Source organism: Methylobacterium longum (genome assembly GCF_022179385.1).
Lineage (GTDB): Bacteria > Pseudomonadota > Alphaproteobacteria > Rhizobiales > Beijerinckiaceae > Methylobacterium > Methylobacterium longum.
Genome location: NZ_BPQS01000039.1, coordinates 1 through 20,355, shown reverse-complemented (window position 1 = coordinate 20,355; position 20,355 = coordinate 1). Strand labels below are relative to the sequence as shown.

Here is a 20,355-nt window from a genome sequence, read left to right as displayed (position 1 = left end):
CCCCCCGTCGCGTTGCGGAGTGAGGCCGGGTTCCGCAACGGCGTGAGGCAGGCTCCGTGCTGCGGCCTCCGTCGTTCCCCGCGGGTCCGGCAGCACCCGGACATGCCGAACCGGGGAGTTGGAGCGGGCCTCGATCGCCACGCGGTCGGGACGGGCCACGGCGGGCCGCCCACCCCCCATCGGCGGTCTCGCGCTACTTCAGGTGGTACGCGATCCCCGCGATCAGCGCCTTCTCCTCCGTATTGATGGTGCGTCGCGGGTCGGCGCCGAACTTGTTGTGCCAGTACTGGAAACCCGCGAAGACCTCGACGCGGTTGGGCGAGTTGGCGATGAGCTGCCCGACATCCAGGACTAGGTTGGTCTGCGAGACGAACTCCAGCTGGGTGTCGTTCTCGTTGAGGAAGCCGTAGCGTCCCTTGGGCAGGATGATGGTGTTGAAGCCGGCGAGGGACAGGGGCAGCCCGGTGAAGGGCAGCGGAATGGTGTAGGTGATCTCGAACTCCGGCGTCATCTTGTACTCAACGCTTCGGAAGTGCGAGTAATCAAAGGTCGGGACCAGTCCTCTCTGAAGGATGCTTCCGGCGAGACCGTTGCGGGAGAATTCCTTGTAGCCCTGAACCTTCAGGTTCACGAATCCGGCCGGTACGTCGAAGGCGAAGCTGAGGCCGAAGGTCCCGGCCCGTTTCTCGGAATCGAAGGCCGTGTCCTTGGTGTTGATGTCGGCCCCGAACGACAGGCCGATATCCTTGACGAAGCCCGGGATGGCAAACGTCTCGGTGTCGAAGATCCTGTTCAGGCTCAGGACGCCCCGGTAGATGAGGTAGGCCTCGGTCGCCCCGTAATCCTTGGACAGGCGTCGATTGTCGCCGGCCGGATCCTGGGATCCGGAACGGAGGATGTCGAGGGAGACGAGATTGGTGCCGTAGGCCCACGAATTGGCGTGGAACAGGTTGACCACGTTCTTCGGCACTTCGCGCGGAGCGAACCCGCCCCCTGCCGCGCCGTCGGGGCGGCGCACGAAGAGGCCCGGCTCTGCCGCGGGCCCCTGGAAGCGGTAGCTCACCACCGTGTCGGAAAAGCTGAAGACCGAGGGCGGCGGGGCCGCCATCACGGTCGCGGCCGCGGTCGTGACGCCGGCCTCCTGGCGGTCCTGGCGGGCCGACACCTTGTGCACCGTGCTCAACCCCGCTTCCGCGGCTCGGGCGGCCGGAGGCGGGCCCGCATCGCTCCCCGTCTCGGCCCGGGCGGCGCCGATCAGCCAGCCCCCCGCGCAGACCGGTGCCAGGAGGATCGCCGCGCGGCGCAGGCCGGGACGGGGCACCGCCCCCGGTATCGCCGCACCCGTCACAACAGTTTCCAAAAGATCAGGATCATGATCGCGCAGGCTGCGGCCAGCAGCGCAGCCCCCTGAAGATCGACGCGGGCCCGCCGCTCCGGCTTGGGGGACAGCCACCAGCTCAGCCGCTGGGCGGTCCACGGCACAAGCTGGGCGGTGACGAGCACGCTGAACACGTTGCCGATGAACAGGGCCACCGGGAAATCCAGCTTCAGGGTCCGGGACAGGATCGGCGTGCCGATCAGGAGCCCCCACAGGAAAACGGTCGGATAGAGCGTCAGCACGACGATCATGTTCATCTTCCACGCCGCGGGCGCTGCGCCCCCCGCCGGCGTGACGTCGCGGAACCACTGCTCGAAGCCGCTCTGCACCGTCCGGGTGTGGAACTCCGCGGTGAGCGGTGCCGCTTCCCTGACCAAGGCCTGCCGCGCGGGCGAGTCCATCCAGGCCTGAAGGTTCGCCTCGCTGTCGAAGCGCAGGATCGCCACGAAGTCCTCCTGCACCCCCGGCACGGCCGGCTCGAAGCGGTAGCCCTGCAGACCGGGCGCCTTCGACTGAGCCGCCGCGATCTTCTGCTCCCACTGGCGGTAGGCGGCCTCCATGCCGGGCTTCACGCGGGTGCTGATCACGGCACTCACCGGCGCGGTGCGGGCCGCGCTGGCGTCGTCCTTGACGATGTGAACGTCGTCGCGGCCGACGAGCATCGGGGTGGCGCCCTCGATGCGGGCCTGCCGCTCAGGGGAGCCGAGCCAGGCCTTGGCGTGGTCCTGGCTGCTGAACCGCTGGAGGATAACCCAGTCGACCTGCAGCGGCGGGTGCGGGGGCATCAGGCGCTGCTCGATGAAGCCCGGGAAGGACGCGATCACCGCGCTGGTCCCGCCCTGCCATTGCGCGAAGGCCTCCGCGCAGTCCGGCCGCACCGAGGTCTGCGTCACGATGCTGACGCTGGGGACGACCGCGCTCATGCCGCAGACAGCGTTGTGAACAGGCGGTCGGGCGTGAACGGCAGGTGCGTGAAGCGCACCCCCGTGGCGTCGGCCAGGGCGTTGGCGATCGCCGGCGCCACGGGGTTGATCCCGCACTCGCCCTGCGACTTCGCCCCGAGCGGCCCGATGCTGTCGACCGTGTCGGCGAAGTAGATCTCGGTGTGCGGGGTGTCGGCGAAGGTCGGGATCCGGCAGTTGCGCAATTGCGGATTGACCATCCGGCCCTCCCGATCGTGCACCATGGTCTCGACCAGCGCCCAGCCGTAGCCCATGGCCACGGCGCCATCGAGCTGGCCGCGGCACTGCATCGGGTTGATCGGCTTCCCGATGTCGGCGGCGTGGACGCTGTGCAGGACCCGGATCTCGCCGGTCACGCGATGCACCGCGAGGCGGACGCCCTGCACGTTGAAGGCGATCGTGCGCGGGGAGAGATAGGCCCGGCGGGTCACCATGAAGCGGTGATCGACCTTCGCGCCCTCTGCGTGGAGGTCGGACAGCGCGATCCGCCGGTTGCCGCAGATGACGCCGTCCTCGTCCAGCCGGCACTGATCCCGCGGCACCCCGGTGTGCCGGCCGGCGAAGTCGAGCACGTCCTCGACCATGGCCTGCGCGGCGAGGTGCACCGCCTTGCCGCCCACCACCGTGCCGGTGCTGGCGAAGGTGCCGGTGTCGTAGGGCGTCCGGTCCGTGTCGGCGTTGATGATGGCGACGGCCTCGACCCGGGTTCCGAGGATCGCGGCGGCGATCTGCTTGTGCGCCGTGGTGATGCCGTTGCCCATCTCGGTGGATCCGCAGGCGAGATGATAGGTCCCATCCGGCAGCAGGCGCATCTCGGCGCCCGAGCGATGCTCCGTCGGCGGCCCGCATTCCAGCATGGCCAGGGCGATGCCCCGTCCTTCGGCCCAGTCCGCCCCCTCGGGCTTGGCCACGCCGTTGCCCGTCGCGAGGGCGCGCTCGACGATGTCGAGGCACTCGCCGATGCCGTGGCTGCCGAAGCTGGCGTCGCTCGGCTCCTTCCAGATCGACTCGACGTTGTCGCCCGGCTGCACCACGTTCTTCCGCCGCATCGTGAACGGGTCGATGCCGAGCTGGCCGGCGAGCGCGTCGAGCGCGCCCTCGATGGCGAAGGTCGTCTGCGAGGCGCCGTAGCCGCGGAAGCCCCCCGCGGGCACCATGTTGGTGTAGACGGCGTGGCCGATGCCCTTCTTGTTCGGACACCGGTAGGCGGCGATCGGGCTGCCCATCGCGGCCGCCAGGGTCTCGCCGCCGTGGCCGCCATAGGCCCCGGTGTTGGAGAAGACCTCGACGTCGAGCGCCGTCAGCGTGCCGTCCCGGCGGGCGCCGATCTTCACCCGGGTCGTCATCGGGTGCCGGGTCGTGGCGCCGATGAATTCCTCTTCCCGGGTCCATTCCCACTTCACCGGGCGGCCGAGCTTCATGGTGGCGAACAGGACGAGGTCCTCCGAGACCATCTCCTGCTTGCCGCCGAAGCCGCCGCCGACCCGCTCGGTGAACACGTGGATGTCCCGGGGCGACAGGCCCATCACGTAGGCGAGCTTCGTCCGCACCACGAACGGCGCCTGCGAACTCGTCCGGACGTGCCAGCGGCCGTCCTCGCCTTTCCACGCGATCGATCCGTGCGTCTCCAGGTGCGCGTGCTGGACGCGGGTGGTGGAGTAGGTCTCCTCGTGCACCACGTCGGCCTGCGCGAAGCCCTGCGCCACGTCGCCGATCTCGCCCTGAAGCGTGCAGTAGATGTTGCTGTTGGACTCGACGTGGTCCTTGTCGTGGAGGAGCGGCGCACCGGGCGCGATCGCGGCAACCGGGTCGAACACCGCCGGCAGGACCGCGTAGGTCACCTGCAGCGCCCGGCATCCCGCCTCGGCAGCGGCCTCCGTCTCGGCCACCACGGCCGCGACCCGCTGGCCGGCGAAGCGCGCGACGTCGTCGAGGAGCAGGATGTCGTCGGGATCGACGAGATGATCCTCGTGCAGGGCCGAGGTGAACCGGCGCTTCGGCACGTCTTCCCAGGTGTAGACCGCCACCACCCCCGGCACCGCCAGCGCCGCCGCCTTGTCGACCGTCACGATGCGGGCGTGGGCGTGGGGCGAGCGCAGGACCTTGAGGTGCAGCAAGTCCGCGACGGCCACGTCCATCGTGTAGCGGGCAGTCCCCGTGAGGATCGCATCGGTGAAGGGGTTGGGCAGGCTGGCGCCGAGCGCCCTGCCGGGCAGGTCCGCCTCGATGTTGCAGCGGCCGTGAAGGGCGTCGTCGATCGAGCGGTAACCGGTGCAGCGGCAGAGGTTACCCTTGAGCGCGTGCGGCAGGTCGGCCTTCTGCGCGTCGGTCAGGGTCACCGCCGTCATGATCATGCCGGCCGTGCAGAAGCCGCACTGGAAGGCCTGCGCGTCCCGAAACGCCTGCTGCGTGGGGTGCAGATCGTTGCCGCAGCCGGACAGGCCCTCGATCGTCGTGACCTCGCGCCCCTCGGCCCGGAAGGCGGGGACCAGGCAGGAATGGAACGGCTTGCCGTCGATATGGACGGTGCAGGCGCCGCAATCGCCCGCGTCGCAGCCCTTCTTGACGCCGAACACGGCGAGGTCGCGCAGGAAGGTCCGCAGGCACTGGCCCGGCGCAGGCTCGGCGGCGTAGCCGCGGCCATTGATCGAGAACTGGGTCACGCGAGCTCCGTACGGATCTGTTCGGCGAGGTATCGCGTGACGTGGCGCTTGTAGGGGGCCGATCCGTGCACGTCGTCGAAGTAGGCGTCCGCCGGCAGCCGCGCGTCGAGGGCGTCGCGCAGATCGTCGGCCGACGGACAGGCGGGGAAGCGCAGCTGCACAGGCCGGGGCGTCGCCGCCGATACCGTCAGCAGGAAGTCCGAGCCGTCCGCGCGCACGGTGGCGATGATCAGGGCGGCCGACCGCCCGAGCTTGGTCAGCGACACCTGCCGCATCGCCGTGCGCTTCGTCAGGGCGGAGGCGGGTAGCTGGATGCTTCGCAGCAGCTCCCCGGGCCGGAGAACGTTGGCACGGTTGCCGGTCACGAAGTCGACGACGGGGACCGCGCGGGGTGCGCCGTCGCGCGGCCACAGCGTGCAGGCACCCTCGAGCGCCGCCGTCAGAGAGATCATCGCGCCCGCGGGCAGCGACATGCAGACGTTCCCGCCGATGGTGGCGGCGTTCCAGATCTTGAAGGACATCAGGAAGGAATCGATGCACTGCCGGAACAGCGGCACAGCGTGCCATGCCGGTGGCCCCTCGAAGGCCCGCAGGTCCGCGATGCGGCACGTCGCGGCGATCTCGAGGCCGGCCTCCGTCACCGTCAGCGGCGCCCAGCCCAGGCGATCGAGGTCGATCAGCGTGTCCAGCGCCGCCTGCGGCTCGGAGAACAGCCACGTCCCCCCGGCCAGCCAGGAGCAGCCGTCGTGCCAGCCCTGTATTTCATCCAGCGACGTGGGTCGCTTGACTTCGACGATCGTCGACAGATTCATCGCTGACCTTCAAGACGTGCCATGATCGTAGTCCCCACCATGCCCGTTCGCGATCGCCCCTCGGGTGGGCGTCGGTGACGACGAAGCCCGGGCGGAACTCGGCTGCGCGGCCCCTGCGATCGAGGATCGCGCGATCCCCAAACTTCCTTAACGTTTCGTCACGCTTGATCGCGTATTCGAAGACAGAATCGACTGCGATATCGTCGATATCCGCAAACTCTTCCAAGTCGATGGTGAGTAAACGTGGGCGGGTTCGCCACGTCAAGATCCTCGGCGCACTGGCCGTTTGAAGATTTGTATACTCGGATTTGGATGCCCCACAGATCATTATTACTTCGAGGCGTCGGCAGAAGAACGCGCTCATGAGCGATTTTAAAATGATCCCAGAATGTCGGATCCTCGCGTCTGCCGGTGCCCGAGACGGCCGTGAGACGCAGGGACAACAAAAAGTCCGCGCCACCGCGGATGCGGCACCGGTCCGCGACCGGACCGCGACGGTCAGGATGACGCGCCGCGCTTCACGCCGGGCCCGGATCGCGTCGCGGCCTGCGCCCTGCACGAAGCGGCCCCAAGGCGACGTTCTCCCGCGGCTCCGATCAGCCCCACAGCGATCGCGCCGATCCTGGTCGAGGCGGACGCCGTTCCGTCGGTCCGACGAGCCCCTGTGCGCGGAGCTCGGGGATGACGGACTGCATCAGCCAAAGTCAGTGCCGGGTCTCTGTCGAACCGCCGCAGCCTCGCCTGCTTGGCCGAGGGACGGCGCCGATCGCACTCATCCGGTGATCAGATGCGGCACGAACCGCGCCCGGTCGGTGGTGATGCGACGCGCCTCCTCGCGCACGCAGAGGCCTGCGGGTTCCGCGCCGACGACCCAGCTCCCGACCAGGGCATGGCGACCCGCGAAGGCCGGCAGTTCCGCGAGCGCCTGGCGCACATGGCCCTCGGCGCCATACGGGCCCTCGTCGCGTTCGAGGACCGCGCCGTCGCGGACGAGGAGCACGTTCGCGCCCTCTCGCGCATAGAGCGGCTTCTTCGCGAAGGAGGTGCCGAGAGCGGCCTTGGCGGGATCGTCCTCGAAATAGGTCGGCAGCAGGTTCGGGTGGCCGGGTGCCATGGCCCAGAGATGCGCCAGCATTCCCTTGTTGGATAGGATCGCCTTCCAGGGAGGCTCGAGGAAGCGCGTCGGCGAGGCACCGATGGCGGGCCCGAAGGCGTCGGCGAACATCCACTCCCAGGGGTAGAGCTTGAACACGGCGTCGAGGGACCGGCCGTCGGCGCCGAGGAAGCGGCCGTCGCCGCCCAGGCCGATCGCCTCCACAGGCACGAAGGGCGCGCGCAGCCCGGCCTGGACGGCGCAGTCCTGAAGGTAGGCCACCGTGCCGCGATCCTCCGGCGCGTCGGGGAAGCACGCGAAGGCGAGCGTGCCGGGCAGGCCCATCTCTGCGAGGCGTGCGATCAGCCGCTCGTGCAGCGCGTTGAACTGGTCGGCGCCCGGCGGCAGGGAGCCGCGCGCGAGGCCGTCCTCGAGCCAGAGCCACTGGAACACCGCGCTCTCATAGAGGGCCGTCGGCGTGTCGGCGTTGTATTCGAGGAGTTTGGCCGGCCCGGTTCCGGCCCCGCCGTAGCAGAGATCCATTCGCCCGTAGAGGGTGGGATCGCGCCTCCGGAAGCTGTCGGCGATCGCGTCCCAGGCGTGCTCGGGGATGGCCAGCGAGGTCAGGATGGCGCCGTCGCGCACGGCGCGCTCGGCGAAGGCAAGGCAGAGCGCGTGGAGTTCGCGGGTCGGCGCCTCGATATCGTCCTCGATCTCCGCGAGGCTGAAGGCGTAATAGGCACCCTCGTCCCAGTACGGGCCGTCCGGGAAGGTATGGAAGGCGAAGCCCGCTTCGGCCGCACGCGCCCGCCAGTCGGGCCGTTCCGGGATGGTCACGCGGCGCATCAGCCGCCCCCGGACCCGCCCGTATGACCGCCGGAGGCGGAGACGGCCCGTCCCGTTCCGCCGAAGCCGCCGCGGGCGATCGTGCGCGGCGCGCCCGTCGTGGTGCGGGCCACCGCGGAGGAGACGCGGGCGACGGACCCGCCGCCCGTCGTGAACACGCGGCCGCCAGAACCGGTGCAATAGCCGCCAGAGGTGCCGGCGGAGGCTTGGCGCTGCTCCTCCGGAGCGTGCCGGTAGAGCGGCTGGACCGGAAGGCCCTGTGCCGCGGTGCGACCGATCATGTAGCCCGCCATCAGCGGCACGAAGCTGAGCGTGTCGCCGGGGGTCGCCCCCGTCCTGGCGGTGCATCCGCCCGGGCCGTGATGGTGCTCGCACTCCGCCTGATCCGGGTATCGCGGCGCGCTGGCGGCGTAATTGTCGAGCGCGGCGCGGTATTCCGCGACGCAGGCGTCAGCCGGGCGCACGCCGTCCGCGATACAGGCGCCGTCGGTGGCGTAGACCAGGGCGTCCTCCTCGCGCTGCGAGGGATCGCGGCGCGCGAAGGAGAACGCGGCCGCGCCGGCGCCGGCGAGCAGCACGAGGGAGATGGTCGCCGAGCGCTTGGAACGCCGGGCCGTCCCGGCTTCGTCCGATGGGAGGATCGGCGGCATCGCGGCGCGTCTCAGTAGGTCATCGCGGCGGCGTTCACGATCCCGACCGCGAAGGAGACCGCACCGAGCAGCACGGCCGGGGCCATGCGCCCGTCGGCGATGCGCCGCGACAGGTCCGGTATCGCGAGGCGCACCAGCCAGTAGACGAGGATCTGGACGATGAGGGCGATCAGCCCCCAGACCACGCAGTCGAGGAGGGACTGCGCGTTGAAGATCGCCGCTGCGAGCGGCAATGCGAAGCCGGCGAGGCTGAGTCCCAGCGCCACCGCGGCGGCCGTCACGTCCTGCCGGATGAGCGCGAGCTCATTATGCGCGGTCGCGAAGGTGTAGGTGGCGAGATAGAGGCCGATCAGGCTGAGCGCCGTCGCGAGATAGAGCAGAAAGTCGGACAGCCCCGAAATTGAATTCACCGCCTCGGGTCCCGCGCGGGGCCGCCTGCGCATCCTGGCGCCTCGATCAGCTCAGCCATGAGTTCCAATTGATTCGCGCTTCCATGAACCTGAACGGGTGCAGAGACCGGAGCAGAATTGTATCGGTAGCATGTGGCCGCATTATTCCACAAGCTTGCCGGCAAAGCGATTGAGGATCGTCATCGCTGTAGCGAGCGCGCGGGCATCGAACATTCTTATCAGAACCGATCCAAGGGCTTCCTGATCTTGCCCCTTGCTCACGGTGCCGCCTGCCGTCGGGTGGGGATCGTGCAGATTGTCGCGCCCGACGATACCTGACGCGCGTTGATCCGCCGATCGCATGAGCCTCATCGTCGACCGGATCCTCGCGCCCGATCCCCGCTCACGGAGCCGACCTGACGCGCGGGACCCTCAGCGTCGGACATGATCCCAGACTTTGGAGATAACGACCGAGCCTTCACCCACGGACGAGGCCACTCGCTTGACCGATCCGGCGCGTACGTCCCCAACTGCGAAGATTCCCGGGTGCGACGTTGCATAGGGAGAATCGGCGCCGATCCTCTCGCCGGTCAGCACGAAGCCGTTGTGATCGAGATCCACGAGACCCGAGAGCCACCCGGTATTGGGAGCGGCTCCCACCATGACGAACACGGCGCGGGTCGGGATCGTTCGGGCCGTCCCGTCGACGGCGTTGCGGATCGTCACGGCGTCGAGACTTTCGCCTCCGTGGAGCGCGCTCAGTTCGGCGCCATATTCGATCGTGATCGCCGGGTCCGCCTCCAGGCGACTCGAGAGATAGCGCGACATCGAGGTCGCGAGCGACGGCCCGCGCACGAGGAGACGAACGCACCGGGCCGAGCGACTCAGATACATCGCCGCCTGCCCGGCGGAATTGCCGCCACCGATGATGATCGCCTCCGTATTCCTGCAGTAGCGAGCCTCGATCTCGGTCGCCGCGTAGTAGATGCCCGCGCCCTCGAACGCCTCGAGCCGCTCGATCGGCAGGCGCCGGTACTGGACACCGGTCGCCACGACGACGGCCTGACCGCGAACGCGCTGGTCGTTGTCGAACGTCGCGCAGAACGCGCCGTCGTCGAGCCGCTCCAGCTTGGTCACCCGCCGCGGCATCGCGAACCGCGTCCCGAACTTCATGGCCTGGACCTCCCCGCGCCAGACGAGATCGGCCCCGGAGATCCCCGTCGGGAAACCCATGTAGTTCTCGATGCGGCTCGACGTTCCGGCCTGGCCACCGATCGCGATATCCTCGACCACGAGGGCGCGAAGCCCCTCCGCGCCCGCGTAGACCCCCGCTGCCACGCCGGCCGGTCCCCCGCCGACGATGAGCACGTCGAAGGCCTCGTCGTCGACGAGCGCGTAGTTGAGGCCGAGCAGGTCGGCGACCTTGTCGGGGGTCGGGTCCGCCACGAGGATGTTGCGCCCGAAGATCACCGCCGGCCGGTCGGACGCGATCCCGCAGCTCGTCGCCACGGCCCCGGCTTCCGGGCTGCCGAGCGGGTAGGATCTGTAGGGAAAGCGGTTGCGGCTCGCGAACTCCGCAATCCGTCGAACGGCCCGATCGTCGTCCTCGCCGAGGAGCACCAAAGTGCCGTCGCGGGAGTCGAGTTGCCGCCGCCGCCGGGCGGCCAGGACCGTGATGACGATGTCCGACATCTCGGGGATCTCGGACATCAGACGAAGCATCTCCGTCCGCGGCACCTCGATCACGGTCGTTTCGACGACCGCCCGCATGGGCATCGACCAAGTGCCGCCGTTAAGGAACGAGATTTCCCCCATGAACTGCGTCGGCCCGAGCGTGGACGGCAGGTGGCGCTCACCGGTGAACGGGTTCACCACCTCGATCTCGCCGTCCCGGACATAGACGAAGCGATCGGCCGGCTCGCCGGCATGAACGAGAAACGTCCCGGCCGGGAAGTGCCGCTCGGTGCCCACCGCCTGAAGCGCAGCGATATGCGATGCCGCGAGGGGGACGCGCTGCATCTCGCGCAAATCACGACCGATCGTTTCCATGTCTTGTCCGCCTCGCGTCACGGCCGATGCGGCGCAGCATCGACGGCCGATCGCCGTGGGACAAGGGCTACGCCGGGCCGGACGGCTTCAGGATCGATCTTCGCAGATGTCGGACGCAGGGCGCCGGGCGGGGCCTCACACGGCCTGCGGCGCGCCCAGCACGTTGACCCAGAGCACGACGGTCCGCCCCCGCGCGGCGGGATTGCCGAAGCGATGGGGCCGGCGGCTGGCGAAGCGAAAGCTGTCACCCGCCTTGAGATCCAGCGTGCGCGTCTCGACCACCAGGGTCAGGCGCCCTTCGAGCACCAAGCCGGCCTCCTCGCCGTCGTGCGCGAACGGCTCCGCGCCGGTGCTCGCTCCCGGCTTGAGCACCATGTGGAACAGGCTGAGGCCCTGTGCCCCGCCCGGCGGCGTCAGCAACTGCTTGGTGATGCCGGCGCGCCAGAGCTGGAGTTCGGGCCGATCCTTCTCGAACACGACGATCGGGTCGGCGTCCGGCTGTGCGGCGGCAGGCTCGAATAGGCCGCCGATCCCGGTCTGGAGCGTGTCGGCCAGCAGCGCGAGGACCCGCAGCGACGGCGATGACAGGCCACGCTCGACCTGACTGATGAAACCGATCGAGAGCCCCGTGCTCGCCGCGACCGTCTCCAGGGACAGGCGGCGCTCCTGGCGCAGGGCGCGCAGACGCCGCCCCACCGCCCGGTCGACCGGATCGGCGGGCATCGTCGTTTCGACCTTCGGCGTGCTCACCGCGGCTTCATCCTGCTGGTTCGACACCGATTTCATGCACGTGAAAGGAGCTTGCGTCGAGACACCAAGCATGCGGTAATCTTCATCAGCATGAAAACAGGCCGGTGACCGAGCCGCCATGCCTGAGGAGCCGCGCGATGAGAAGCCTGTTTCCGAGCCTGTGCCTGGTGATGGCGCTGCTGGCCGGCGGACCGGCCCGGGCGGAGCCGACGCTCCGCGTCGGCGCCACGCCGACCGGCCTGCCCTTCACCTTCCTCGACACCAAGACCAACTCCATCCAGGGCGTGATGGTCGATCTCGTGAGTGCCGTGGGCAAGGAGGCGGGCTTCGCGGTGGCCGTCGAGCCCCTGCAATTCTCGACGCTGATCCCGGCGCTCACCGCCTCGAAGATCGACCTGATCTCGGCCGCGATGTTCATCACCCCCGCGCGCAAGGAGGTCGTGGCGTTCTCCGCGCCGGTCTACGCGTACGGCGAGGGCCTGATCGTCCCGAAGGCCGACACCAAGGACTACGCCGCCTTCGCGGACCTGAAGGGTGAGACCGTCGGCGCCCAGGTCGGCACCGCTTTCGTCGAGCCGCTGAAGAAGTCCGGCCTGTTCGCCGAGGTGAAGATCTACGACACGATCCCCGACATCATCCGCGATGTGAACTCCGGACGCCTGAAGGCAGGCTTCGCCGATGCGCCGATCCTCGCCTACTACGTCAAGCAAGGGCTATTCCCGGGGGTCCGCCTGGTCGACACCCTGAAGCCGAGCGTCGTCGCCTCCGTGGGCATCAGCGTGCGCAAAGGCGATACGGAGCTCTTGGCCAAGATCGATGCCGCACTCGCCAAGCTCAAGGCGGATGGGACCCTCCAGAGCATCCTGACCAAGTGGGGCCTACCGCCCTCGGCCGACCGGTCGTGAGCGGCGTGCGGGAGTTCCTCGCCGACGCGCAGGAATACCTGCCGATCCTGCTCCAGGGCGTCCAGCTCACGATCCTGATCACGCTGGCCTCCCTCGCCGTCTCGACCCTGCTCGGGCTGTTCTGGGCGGTGCTGCGGGTCTCCGGCATCGGCCTGCTCTCCGGCCTCAGCGCTGTGATGATCAACGTCCTGCGCGGCATCCCGATCATTGTGCAGCTGTTCTACATCTACTTCGTGCTGCCGGATTTCGGACTGTCGTTCACGGCCGTCCAGGCGGCGATCATCGGGCTCGGGATCGCCTATTCCGCCTACCAGGCCGAGAACTTCCGGGCCGGCATCGAGGCGGTGGATCGCGGACAGATCGAGGCGGCGCATTCCATCGGCATGGGCTGGTGGATGACCATGCGCCGCGTGATCCTGCCCCAGGCCGTGCGCATCGCCCTGCCGCCCTACGGCAACATCATGATCATGATGCTGAAGGATTCCTCGCAGGCCTCGACCATCACGGTCGCCGAGCTGGCGCTTCAGGGCAAGCTCATCGCCTCCTCGACCTTCAAGAACACCAGCGTCTACACGATGGTCGCGTTGATGTACCTCGCGCTCAGCCTGCCGCTGATCCTGCTGGTGCGGCATCTCGAGGGGAAGGCGCGCCAGCGATGATCGTGCTGACCGACGTGCGCAAGCATTACGGATCGCTGGAGGTGATCAAAGGCGTATCCGCCGAGGTGGCCAAGGGCGAGGTCGTCTGCATCATCGGACCCTCGGGATCCGGCAAGTCGACGCTGCTGCGCTGCATCAACGGGTTGGAGGCCTATGACGGCGGCGAGATCCGCGTCGGCGGCCAGCGCGTCGAGCGGGACAAGCGGAGCATCAAGGCGATCCGGACCCGGGTCTCGATGGTGTTCCAGCGCTTCAACCTGTTCGCCAACCGCACGGCGCTCGAAAACGTCGTCGAGGGGCCGATCCACGTGAAGGGCGAATCCCGCGCGCAGGCCGAAGAGCAGGCGCGCGCCCTGCTGGCGCGGGTGGGCCTGTCGGGCCGGGAACACGCTCGACCGGATCAGCTCTCCGGCGGCCAGCAGCAGCGCGTCGCCATCGCCCGGGCGCTCGCCATGCGGCCCGACGCGATCCTGTTCGACGAGCCGACCTCCGCGCTCGATCCCGAACTCGTCGGCGACGTGCTGCGGGTGATGCGCGGGCTAGCCGACGAGGGCATGACGATGATCGTGGTGACCCACGAGATCGGCTTCGCCCGCGAGGTCGCCGACCGGGTGCTGTTTCTCGACGGTGGCGTGCTCGTCGAACAGGGCCCGGCCACCGAGATCCTCAACCGTCCCCAGCACCCGCGGACCCAGGATTTCCTGCAGCGGGTGCTGCATCCGCTCTAGCGCCGCTCCCGATCGCGCCGCCGTCGGGAACGGCCCCACCCCCCTATCGTGACGCGCTCCCATCCGCGAAACCGGCCTCCGGTTCCGCGGACGCGCACCGGAGGAACCGCCTTGGCCGAACCGTTCCCCCTGGCACCGGCCCTCTGGGCCACGACCGCAGCGCCCGCGCCGGAAACGCCGCCCTTGACCGAATCGGGGCGGGCCGACGTTGTGATCGTCGGCGGCGGCTTCTGCGGGCTCTCGACCGCCCTACACTTGGCCGAGCGCGGGATCCGCCCGGTGGTGCTGGAGGCCCGGGACGTCGGTTTCGGGGGTTCGGGCCGCAACGGCGGGCAGGTCATCCCGGGCCTGAAATACGATCCCGCCGACCTCGTCGCCAAGCTCGGGCGCGAGCGTGGCGAACGTCTCGCGCGGTTCGCGGGCGGCACGGCCGACACGGTCTTCGACCTGATCGCCCGGCACGGGATGGACGTGCCGCACCGGCGCGCGGGCTGGATCCAGGGGGCGCACACCGAGGCCGGATTGGCGGAGGTCGCGCGCCGGACCGAACAATGGATCGCGCTCGGCGCGCCGGCCCAGGTCCTCGACAAGGCCGAGACCGACCGGCTGCTCGGGACCGAGCGGTACCTCGGCGGCTGGCTCGACCATCGCGGCGGCGCGATCCAGCCGCTGAGCTACGCCCGCGGCCTCGCCCGCGCGGCGCTGAAAGCCGGCGCCGCGATCCACGGGGGCAGCCCCGTCACCGGCCTCGCCCGGACGGGATCAGGCTGGACCGTCACGACGGCCCAGGGCGCGCGGCTCTCGACCGAGCGCGTCGTCCTGTGCACCAACGGCTATACCGGCGCCCTGTGGCCGGGCCTCGCCCAGACGGTGATCGCAGCGAACTCGTTCCAAATCGCCACGGCGCCGCTCTCCGACAACCTGCGCCGCTCGATCCTGCCGGAGGGACAGGTCAGCTCGGACACCCGCAAGCTGCTGCTGTACTTCCGCCTCGACCATACCGGGCGCCTCCTGATGGGCGGCCGGGGCCCGTTCCGGGAGCCCCGCGGACCCGCGGACTGGGCCCATCTCGAACGCATCGTCGGCAAGCTCTTCCCACAGCTCGACGGGACTGCGTTCGACCATCGCTGGTGTGGACGGGTCGCGATCACCCGGGACTTCCTCCCGCACCTCCACGAACCGGCCCCGGGGCTCCTGATCGATATCGGTTGCCAGGGGCGCGGCGTCGGACTCCAATCGTCGATGGGACGGGCGATCGCCGATTATCTCGCGACCGGCAACGCCGACGCCTTGCCGCTGCCGCTCACACCGGTTGCACCGCTGCCGATGCACGCGCTCCATCGCCTCTACGTCTCGGCGATCATCGCGTGGTACCGCCTCAGCGATGGCGGGATCCGATAGGCAGCCCGGATGAGCGAGCCCGGGCCGCCCCCGCCCAAGCGCACGGCCACGCGAGTGCCGGAGGCGGGCGCTCCGGTTCGACGGCTCCGCTCCGCAGGACGCGTGCGGCGGACCTCGCGCGTCACACCGGACCGGTGCGTCGATCAGGCTGTCCGAATCGCGAGGACCTTGTCGATCCGGCGTCCGTCCATGTCGACGACCTCGAAGTGCCACCCGCCGGCCTCGAAGGCGTCCCCCGCGGTCGGTATCCGTCCTAGCTGGAAGATCACGTAGCCGGCCAGCGTATTGAAGTCGTCCGAGGCCGAGTTCTCAGACAGGTCGAGTCGTTCGAAAGCCTCGCGGGCCGACATCATGCCGTCGATCAGCAATGAGCCGTCAGGGCGCTCGACCACGTCGGGCTCCTCTCCCACTTCCGGTATGTCGCCCGCGATGGCCTCCAGCAGGTCGGTCTGGGTGACGATGCCCTCCAGGCTGCCGTACTCGTCGACGACCACTGCCATCCGCATCGGCTGGCTCTGGAAGGTCTCCAGCACGGCCAGGATGGTCATGCTCTCGTGCACGACGATGGGCGGCTGGGTGGCGACGGCGATATCGATGTCCCTGCCGTCGAGCACTTGGTCGAGCAGATCCTGCTTGCGCACCACGCCGACCAGTTCGTCCACGTCGCCGCGGCTCACCACGACCTGGGCGTGATCACACGCGCGCACGGCCTTGAGTATCTCCTCACGCGGGTCGTCGGCGTCGACCCATTCGACTTCGTGGCGCGGGGTCATGATGTCTCGGACCTTGCGCTCGCCGATGGCGAAGATGCGCTCCACGGCTTCCTGCTGGACCTCACGGATCAGGCCCGCCTCCTGGCTCGCCTGGATGAGCAGGTTGAGTTCGGCCGTGGAGTGAAGCGAGCCCTCGCCGTGCCCGGCCTTCAGATCGAGCAGTCGCAGCACACCGTTGCCGAGCCCGTTCAGAACCAGGATCGCCGGCCGGAATACGAGCAGGAACAGGCTCAGCGGCCGGACCACCGCGAGGGCGGTCCGCTCGCTCCGCTGCAGGGCCAGGCTCTTCGGGGCGAGTTCGCCTAGCACGATGTGCAGGGACGTGATGATCGAGAAGGCGATCGCGACTGCGACCGTGTGGGACGCGACGGCCCCGAGGCCTAACGGCAGCCAGTCCAGGCCCGGTTCGATCAGGTGCGCGAGGGCCGGCTCGCCGATCCAGCCGAGTGCCAGGGAGGACAGGGTGATGCCGAACTGGGTCGCGGCGAGATAGGCGTCGAGCCGGTCCGTCGCCCGTTGGAGCGCCGTCGCGTTCGCCCGCTGCTCCGATACCAACTCGGCGACGCGGCTGCGACGCACCGAGACCAGGGCAAATTCCGCCGCCACGAAGAACCCATTGGCGAACACCAGGAGCAGAACCGCAAACAGTCCCAGCGCCGTCGACCACGCATCGTCGGAAATGGATATGCCCCCTCTCGAACAGACGATCCGGTCTATCAGCTAAGAGCGAGGGACAAAACCGTTTCGCCGGTCCGCGGCAGGGCGGACACGAGCGAGGGCGAAGGCACAGCTAAGAGGGTTCGGTGACGCGGTCCCCCGGGTGTCGCCGCCCGTCGCCGATCTGTCCGTCCTCGTTCTGGATCGGAAGCCTGCATCAGGGCGGACCGCTCCCGCGGGTCGGACGACCCCGTCGGTCGCACGATCTTAATCCCGCGTTCATCGCTGTTCGATTGGCTGCAATGACTATGAGACATCGGCGCCGCGGCGGCGGCACGGGCTCGCGATGATCGTCAGCAGAGAGGCTTCCACCGAGGCGACGGATCTGCGCGAAACTCATCCCGCCGAGCCGCCATCGGGAAGCTCAGGATCGTGTGCGAGGTAGTATGAAGCCCTGGCTCACCGTTGTCATACCGGTTCATGATGGCGAGCGCTGGCTTGGCGAGACCTTCGACTCACTCGTTGCCCAATCAAGCTCCGGCATCGAATACCTCGTTGTCGACAGCTCCCCGGGCGACGGCACGGCACGACTCAGTTCAAGCTATAGCGACCGTCTCGACCTCCATATCCTCCGCCGACCGGACCTGGGACATTGGCGCGCCAAGACGAACTTTGGCTTCGCGCAGGCGCGGGCCGAACATGTCGCAATGTTGCATCAGGACGATATCTGGCTTCCCGGCCGCGCCGCGCATCTGAAGGCATGGCTGGCCGACACCCCCCAAGCCGCGATGCACCTGCACCCGTCGCAAGTCATCGACGCGAGCGGACGCGCGATCGGAATCTGGCGTTCCCCCCTGCCGTCCGGCAACGCGCCGTTGGAACCCGGCCTGCTGCTGCGCAAACTCATGGTCCAGAACTTCATCGCGGTGCCGGCACCTGTGATCCGCCGCGATGCCTTCATGGCAGTCGGGGGCATCCGCGACGACCTCTGGTACACCGGAGACTGGGATCTCTACCTCAAGATCGCCCGGCACGGCGACACCGTCTACCATGCCGATGTCCTGACGGGATTTCGGGTCCATGGGCAATCCATGACGGTCAGCGGCAGCCGCGACGCCGCTGATTTCGAGGCGCAGATGCGCATCGTCCTGGCGGCTCACGCGGACTTTCTGCCGGCTGCGGCGCGCGCCGGCATTCTGCGCAAGGCCGAGGCCTCGATCCGGGTCAATACCGGCCTGGCTGCGGCAAGCCGAGGCAGTGCGAGTGCGCTACTGCGCACCTTTCTCGCCATCCTCTCGCTCGGCCCTCACCTGCCAAGCTTCCTGCACGACACGCGCCTCATCGACAGGGTGCTTCCGCGCTTGCGTGCCGGTCTGATCGGCTGAGGCGCGAGACGAAACGGACCTGCTTGCGCTATTTCAAATTCACAACGAGGCAGTAATTGGCCTTGTCGGGTTCCGAGTGAGAAATATCTACAGCATCTGTTTGAAATATATGCTTGATGTCGGCGATCATGTCATCCGGCCTTATCAGGGTGACGTGCCGGTCTCCGGTGATGTACCTGTCACACATCAGGCTGAGAAAGCCTCTGAGCGTGCCCGGGCAAACATCCTTTACGATGATCGTCCTGCAACCGGTATCTCGACAGATTTCCCGCAGATCCGACCAGAACATCGATCGCGCGTCGGCGGGCACATGATGGAGAACGTCCGCTATCGTGATGGCGTTGAATGACCGCCCAGTCCCGGCTACGCTTTTAGCTGTCGTCGCAGGATGGAGCATCACGCGATCCAGGAATTTCGGATCGATGAAACTACCGATGTTGGGCGCGATATCCGTCATCGTGACGTGAAGGTCTGGACGCTGCTCGAGCATCGCGCTCACGATCATCCCGTCCCCGCCGCCGATATCGAGGCATCGGCTCCCCGCCGGTATCTGATCCCCGATAAATGCTGCAATTTTGTGAATATCTACAAATATTGATCTATACAACTTCCCCACGGGCTGAAAGTTTTTTCCGAGTATTCGTCTCACGATCTGCCCTATCGTCACGATTTACTTCCTCAGCAGGATTAACTTGGAACTCACGGGCCGTCCGCGATGCGGTTATCGGTGTCCGGTGCCGGTGTGATTGAGAGTGGAGGCCACTCGCATGAGCCGAGACCATGGACCCAGTCCGATTAACGCGACGCCCTTCGGGCGCGTCAGCCTGCCAGAGGCGGCGAACCGGAATGTGGCGACGGGAAAACGCCCTCGTGGGAGCGCCGGGGCTGCATGTCCGCGCGTTCAGATCCGCAGACAGGGCACATGCCAGCGGCTCCCCTCCTCGGAAAGCCGCCCATTGAAGGGCATCCTCGTCCATGCCCGAACCCGACCGTTTCAAGCCGGTCCATTCGCGCCCGGCCGGCGCGCCGACACGCCATCCGCACGCGCCCTTCCGAGAGCGGAATCCGGCCGGCGCAGATTCGAATGGGAACGGTCGGCGGCGGCGGGGGGTTCGAAGCTGTTGCTATATCACCAGCGAGGATCGTGAGAATGGACGTATGGCAACTCATCGAGCGCGACCACGAGAATATCGGGAGCCTGATCCGAGATATTCCCTATGCGCTGAATGCCCGCCGTTCGGTCGGCAGCCGCGAGCGGATGCTGGCCGATCTCATCGACGAGCTTGAGCTGCACGCGCGCGCCATCGGGGCGAGCCTGTACGGTCCCCTGAGCCGGGACAGCCAGACGCGCGCGCTGACCGAGGACCTCCGAAACGGCCACGCGGAGGTGACGCGGCAACTCCAACAGCTCGCCCGCTACCGGCGGAGAGATTCGGCCGGCTGGCTCAACACGTTCGAGGACGTCACCTTCCTCGTGGACCAGCATCTGCACCGCCATGTCCACGAGCTGATCCCGGCAGCCCGGAAGCTGCTCTCGGCCGAGGAGACCGGGGCCGCCACGCGGGCTTTCGTGCGCGCCAAGACGAGTGCTCTCCAGGCCCGGCGCCGGGGTGCCAGGGCCGGGGCCATGTCGAGCGAGGTCGCCATGATCGCCACGCTCGCCGGCGTGGCGGCCGGACTCGGCTACTTGGTGTGGAACAGGGGCGGCTTCGGTGGGTCGCGGTCGGGTCGAGCGGTCGACCACGGGGAGCGGGTGTCCCGGCAGGCAGTCCGCCCCATGCCGCGTTGATCGCGCCTGCATCGCGGTGACAGCGCGTAGCCCGGGCGCCGGTCCCGGCGCGCGGACTGGCCGGGCGGCCGCGGACGACCCGCCACACATTCCCGCAGGTCAGCGACCTGATGGTGACAGCAGATGGCGACCCGCGCCACGGGTCCGAGGTGATGCTGAACGGGCTCGAGGTGGCCACCGCCGTCACGGACCCGCTACGCCGCCGGCTCGCGGGCCGCCCACCTGTGCGGTCGCGGCCGGTACGGGGCCCGGCCGCGGCGACGTCATCGCGGTGGCTGGCGCGTCCCTCCTCGACCGCGTGCAGCGTTCCTGCTGCCGAGGTCCGCCGGTATCGGCCTCCCTGGCCGTAGCGGCGGTCAGCGTGCCTGCCGCCACTTCAGATAGGCTTGGTAGATTTCCTCCTTCCCGGCCGGCCGGCTGGACTGCGACTGGAAGAAGCGCTCGAGCTCCGTCCGGCCCGCAACCT

General features: G+C 68.5%; 19 protein-coding genes. 6 read left to right on the top strand and 13 right to left on the bottom strand.

Annotated elements, in window-relative coordinates; genetic code table 11:
- Positions 1-193 precede the first annotated feature (193 nt).
- The 11 genes from MFF58_RS23830 to MFF58_RS23780 all read right to left on the bottom strand — a co-directional run bounded on the left by MFF58_RS23830 (position 194) and on the right by MFF58_RS23780 (position 11,565).
- Positions 194-1,321 carry a hypothetical protein gene (locus MFF58_RS23830; RefSeq protein WP_238291494.1) on the bottom strand — a complete coding sequence of 376 codons (1,128 nt, stop codon included), beginning with the start codon at positions 1,319-1,321 and terminating at the stop codon, positions 194-196.
- Between the two features lie 23 nt (positions 1,322-1,344).
- Positions 1,345-2,301: an antibiotic biosynthesis monooxygenase gene (locus MFF58_RS23825; protein WP_238291493.1), complete on the bottom strand. Its 957-nt coding sequence runs from the start codon at positions 2,299-2,301 to the stop codon at positions 1,345-1,347.
- Positions 2,298-5,003: a molybdopterin-dependent oxidoreductase gene (locus MFF58_RS23820; RefSeq protein WP_238291492.1), complete on the bottom strand. Its 2,706-nt coding sequence runs from the start codon at positions 5,001-5,003 to the stop codon at positions 2,298-2,300. The genes MFF58_RS23825 and MFF58_RS23820 overlap by 4 nt, the downstream gene beginning before the upstream one ends.
- A complete protein-coding gene (locus MFF58_RS23815; RefSeq protein WP_238291491.1) occupies positions 5,000-5,815 on the bottom strand; it encodes an FAD binding domain-containing protein in 816 nt (271 codons plus the stop codon). Before MFF58_RS23815 ends, MFF58_RS23820 begins: the two co-directional genes overlap by 4 nt.
- Positions 5,766-6,179 (bottom strand): hypothetical protein, encoded by a 414-nt coding sequence (locus MFF58_RS23810; protein WP_238291490.1) that lies wholly within the window; start codon positions 6,177-6,179, stop codon positions 5,766-5,768. The genes MFF58_RS23815 and MFF58_RS23810 overlap by 50 nt, the downstream gene beginning before the upstream one ends.
- A gap of 408 nt (positions 6,180-6,587) precedes the next feature.
- Positions 6,588-7,754, bottom strand: a complete 1,167-nt coding sequence (locus MFF58_RS23805; RefSeq protein ID WP_238291489.1) for a glutathionylspermidine synthase family protein — start codon at positions 7,752-7,754, stop codon at positions 6,588-6,590.
- On the bottom strand, positions 7,754-8,404 hold the full coding sequence (locus MFF58_RS23800) for a DUF1190 domain-containing protein (protein WP_238291488.1): 651 nt from the start codon (positions 8,402-8,404) through the stop codon (positions 7,754-7,756). Before MFF58_RS23800 ends, MFF58_RS23805 begins: the two co-directional genes overlap by 1 nt.
- A gap of 11 nt (positions 8,405-8,415) precedes the next feature.
- Positions 8,416-8,814: a DUF350 domain-containing protein gene (locus tag MFF58_RS23795; RefSeq protein ID WP_238291519.1), complete on the bottom strand. Its 399-nt coding sequence runs from the start codon at positions 8,812-8,814 to the stop codon at positions 8,416-8,418.
- 141 nt (positions 8,815-8,955) lie between these two features.
- On the bottom strand, positions 8,956-9,156 hold the full coding sequence (locus MFF58_RS23790; RefSeq protein WP_238291487.1) for a hypothetical protein: 201 nt from the start codon (positions 9,154-9,156) through the stop codon (positions 8,956-8,958).
- A gap of 69 nt (positions 9,157-9,225) precedes the next feature.
- The gene (locus MFF58_RS23785) at positions 9,226-10,842 is read right to left on the bottom strand and encodes an FAD-dependent oxidoreductase (protein WP_238291486.1); all 1,617 of its coding nucleotides are present in this window, start codon (positions 10,840-10,842) and stop codon (positions 9,226-9,228) included.
- Positions 10,843-10,977: 135 nt separating this feature from the next.
- A complete protein-coding gene (locus MFF58_RS23780; protein WP_238291518.1) occupies positions 10,978-11,565 on the bottom strand; it encodes a cupin domain-containing protein in 588 nt (195 codons plus the stop codon).
- Between the two features lie 164 nt (positions 11,566-11,729).
- Here MFF58_RS23780 and MFF58_RS23775 point away from each other — a divergent pair, with 164 nt between their 5' ends.
- The 4 genes from MFF58_RS23775 to MFF58_RS23760 all read left to right on the top strand — a co-directional run bounded on the left by MFF58_RS23775 (position 11,730) and on the right by MFF58_RS23760 (position 15,285).
- Complete coding sequence (locus tag MFF58_RS23775; protein ID WP_238291485.1) at positions 11,730-12,497, top strand: ABC transporter substrate-binding protein; 768 nt, start codon at positions 11,730-11,732, stop codon at positions 12,495-12,497.
- 5 nt (positions 12,498-12,502) lie between these two features.
- Positions 12,503-13,156, top strand: coding sequence for an amino acid ABC transporter permease (locus MFF58_RS23770; protein WP_238291517.1), 654 nt, complete (start codon positions 12,503-12,505; stop codon positions 13,154-13,156).
- Positions 13,153-13,884 carry an amino acid ABC transporter ATP-binding protein gene (locus MFF58_RS23765; RefSeq protein ID WP_238291483.1) on the top strand — a complete coding sequence of 244 codons (732 nt, stop codon included), beginning with the start codon at positions 13,153-13,155 and terminating at the stop codon, positions 13,882-13,884. Before MFF58_RS23770 ends, MFF58_RS23765 begins: the two co-directional genes overlap by 4 nt.
- Before the next feature lie 111 nt (positions 13,885-13,995).
- Complete coding sequence (locus tag MFF58_RS23760) at positions 13,996-15,285, top strand: NAD(P)/FAD-dependent oxidoreductase (RefSeq protein WP_238291481.1); 1,290 nt, start codon at positions 13,996-13,998, stop codon at positions 15,283-15,285.
- 143 nt (positions 15,286-15,428) lie between these two features.
- Here the strand turns inward: MFF58_RS23760 and MFF58_RS23755 are convergent, their stop codons facing one another.
- On the bottom strand, positions 15,429-16,745 hold the full coding sequence (locus tag MFF58_RS23755; RefSeq protein WP_373323381.1) for a hemolysin family protein: 1,317 nt from the start codon (positions 16,743-16,745) through the stop codon (positions 15,429-15,431).
- A 416-nt stretch (positions 16,746-17,161) separates the two neighbouring features.
- Between MFF58_RS23755 and MFF58_RS23750 the strand changes: the two genes are divergently transcribed.
- Positions 17,162-18,100 (top strand): glycosyltransferase, encoded by a 939-nt coding sequence (locus MFF58_RS23750; protein ID WP_238291478.1) that lies wholly within the window; start codon positions 17,162-17,164, stop codon positions 18,098-18,100.
- 28 nt (positions 18,101-18,128) lie between these two features.
- Here the strand turns inward: MFF58_RS23750 and MFF58_RS23745 are convergent, their stop codons facing one another.
- The gene (locus tag MFF58_RS23745) at positions 18,129-18,767 is read right to left on the bottom strand and encodes a class I SAM-dependent methyltransferase (protein ID WP_238291477.1); all 639 of its coding nucleotides are present in this window, start codon (positions 18,765-18,767) and stop codon (positions 18,129-18,131) included.
- Positions 18,768-19,250: 483 nt separating this feature from the next.
- Between MFF58_RS23745 and MFF58_RS23740 the strand changes: the two genes are divergently transcribed.
- Positions 19,251-19,889, top strand: coding sequence for a hemerythrin domain-containing protein (locus MFF58_RS23740; protein ID WP_238291476.1), 639 nt, complete (start codon positions 19,251-19,253; stop codon positions 19,887-19,889).
- The last annotated feature ends 466 nt before the right edge of the window (positions 19,890-20,355 follow it).